The sequence below is a fragment of the Staphylococcus sp. B1(2026) genome (assembly GCF_058895785.1).
Genome location: NZ_JBZXTS010000021.1, coordinates 1 through 2,436, shown reverse-complemented (window position 1 = coordinate 2,436; position 2,436 = coordinate 1). Strand labels below are relative to the sequence as shown.

General features: G+C 28.7%; 4 protein-coding genes and 1 pseudogene. All 5 read left to right on the top strand.

Translation table 11 applies throughout. The annotated features are described in order from the left end of the window. Positions 1-257 (top strand): LPXTG cell wall anchor domain-containing protein (locus AC5EAH_RS04790; protein WP_493493624.1); only part of this gene is annotated, 257 nt, incomplete at its 5' end. Between the two features lie 279 nt (positions 258-536). Further along, positions 537-821 carry a hypothetical protein gene (locus AC5EAH_RS04785; protein WP_493493647.1) on the top strand — a complete coding sequence of 95 codons (285 nt, stop codon included), beginning with the start codon at positions 537-539 and terminating at the stop codon, positions 819-821. 15 nt (positions 822-836) lie between these two features. Then, positions 837-1,343: pseudogene (locus AC5EAH_RS04780) on the top strand (DEAD/DEAH box helicase family protein); the annotation flags it as partial. Then, on the top strand, positions 1,344-1,760 hold the full coding sequence (locus AC5EAH_RS04775) for a helicase-related protein (RefSeq protein WP_493493646.1): 417 nt from the start codon (positions 1,344-1,346) through the stop codon (positions 1,758-1,760). It abuts the pseudogene before it with no gap. A 58-nt stretch (positions 1,761-1,818) separates the two neighbouring features. Further along, positions 1,819-2,370 carry a ComF family protein gene (locus AC5EAH_RS04770; RefSeq protein WP_493493623.1) on the top strand — a complete coding sequence of 184 codons (552 nt, stop codon included), beginning with the start codon at positions 1,819-1,821 and terminating at the stop codon, positions 2,368-2,370. The last annotated feature ends 66 nt before the right edge of the window (positions 2,371-2,436 follow it).

The window sequence follows — 2,436 nt, the reverse complement described above, 5'->3', positions numbered from 1 at the left end:
AACAACCGAGAACAGAAGAAGTAACAACAACGGAACAACCGAAAACAGAAGAAGTAACAAAAGTAGGACACTCAATAATAAAAGACATTGTATCAACAAATAAAAAAAGAATAGGTAATCATAAAACATCTAAAGTTGTTACGAAAAAAGAAAACAAATTACCTAAAACAGGTCAATTATCATCAAGTGGATTTGTCTCAGGGTTATTGATTTTATTAATTGTTAGTCTAGCAATCTTCAGACGTAAACATAATTAAATATATCATTTATTTAATGGTCTTATTTTATAGGACCATTATTTTTTATGAAAATATTTTATAAAATTTAGAAAAAATGAGATAAGAGTGTATGTAATTAATGACTACTCAAAAGGAGGTAAATTCATGTATTGTAATCGATGCAGTTCACCGTGATCTCATGAAATATCAGTAGATCCTCGTTATATGTCAGGTATGCAATTAACAACAAGTGAACTTATAGCTAGGCATATTAATATAGGGCAGTTAATTAAAGTAGGAGGACAAGCAATCTGAAGCATTAAACAAGAAGGCACACAGTACATATGTCAACGTTGTGGTAATCGTGATATAACTAATTTTTATAGTTATCAATGTGATTTATGTCAACAACGAGCAGTTTACTGTCGGCAATGTATTAATTTAGGTCGAGCATCAAGTTGTGAATATTTATGGCGTCTAAATTATAATGATCATTCTATTGGTGGGGGTATACATTTAGATTATGAATTAACGAATCAACAATATCAAGCAAGTCAAAAAATTATAAATGCAATTAAGCAACAGCAAGATATATTGATATGAGCAGTATGTGGTGCAGGTAAAACTGAAATTACTTATCAAGCAATTGATGAATGTAGAAAAAAGGGTGGTAAAGTCTGTTTTGCTACACCACGATTAGATGTTGCTAAAGAAATAGCATTAAGATTACGGCAAGTATTTCCTAAAGAAAATATTAGTTGTTTATATGGAGGGCAAAAGTATCAATATGCTGCTTTTGTAGTGGCAACAACACATCAATTATTACGCTACTATCAATATTTCGATTTAATTATTATTGATGAAGTAGATGCATTTCCCTATTGTTTTGATAATTTTTTACATCATGCAGTTCAACAAGCTAAAGCAAAAGATGGAACAATTGTTTATTTATCAGCAACACCTAATTGGCATTTAAGATGTCAAGTATCTCAATGTTATAAAATTGTAGCAAGATTTCATCAACGTCCTTTACCTATACCTCAATTCATAAGAGTAAATAATCTCACATCGTATCTTAAGAGAGCTACTTTACCAATAATAATGATTAATCAACTAAAAGAATGAATAAATAATACTTGCCCAATCTTAATATTTTTTCCAACAATTCAATTAATGCTAGATTATTTACCATTATTTAAAAAGAACTTTCGAAATGTAGAGGCTGTGCACAGTCGAGATGAACACAGACATGATAAAATAAATGCTTTTAAAAAAAGAGAAATTCAAATACTTCTTACTACTACTATTTTAGAGCGAGGTATTACTTATTTAAATTTATGTGTAGCAGTGATAGCGAGTGACCATCAACAATTTAATACAGCTTCATTGATTCAAATTGCAGGACGTGTAGATAGAAAATTAACGAATCAATTTGGAGAAATTATTTTTTATCATCATAAAATTTCGTATGCAATGTTAGCATGCAATTATTATATTAAAAAAATGAATAAACTAGCTGAAATTCAGAAAAGGAAAGTGTAATATGTTAGTTTGTAGAATATGTGATCAAAAAATATCAACAGAATTTTCATGAGATGACTTGTTTCAATCTAATCATTTTCAAATATGTGATAATTGTCAACAATGGTATCACTCTCAACAATGGCAATGTGATGATATTGAGGGTATTAAACATTATTATTTGTATGAATATCATTCTAATATTAAACAATTAATTAGTGATTATAAATTTAAAGGTGATTTAATTATTGGAGATTTTTTATCGCCTCGCCTTCAAGAATTTTTTAATCAACATCAATTTGATTTAATTATACCTATACCAATAAGTCGCAGAAGAAAGCTCTATCGTACTTTTAATCAATGTGAACAATTATTAAAACAAGCAAAAGTGGTATTTCATCCTATTTTAGCTAGTCATTTTCGTGAACATCAATATAACTTAACAAAACAAGAAAGACATCATTTACCTTCCCCCTTTTATCAAGTGTCTAATGAGCTAATTAGTGAAAAACTTAATATTTGTCTATTTGATGATATTTATACGACAGGACAGACTATGCGTCATGCTATTGAAACATTGAATTTATCAGTTACTATGGTAACTCTAGCTAAGGTTCCAATCATTCAATAAATATGATATTCTCTAATGATAAATTGGTTAGTGTAAAGTTTTTGTTGGTCGAAAATAGAAAAGAAA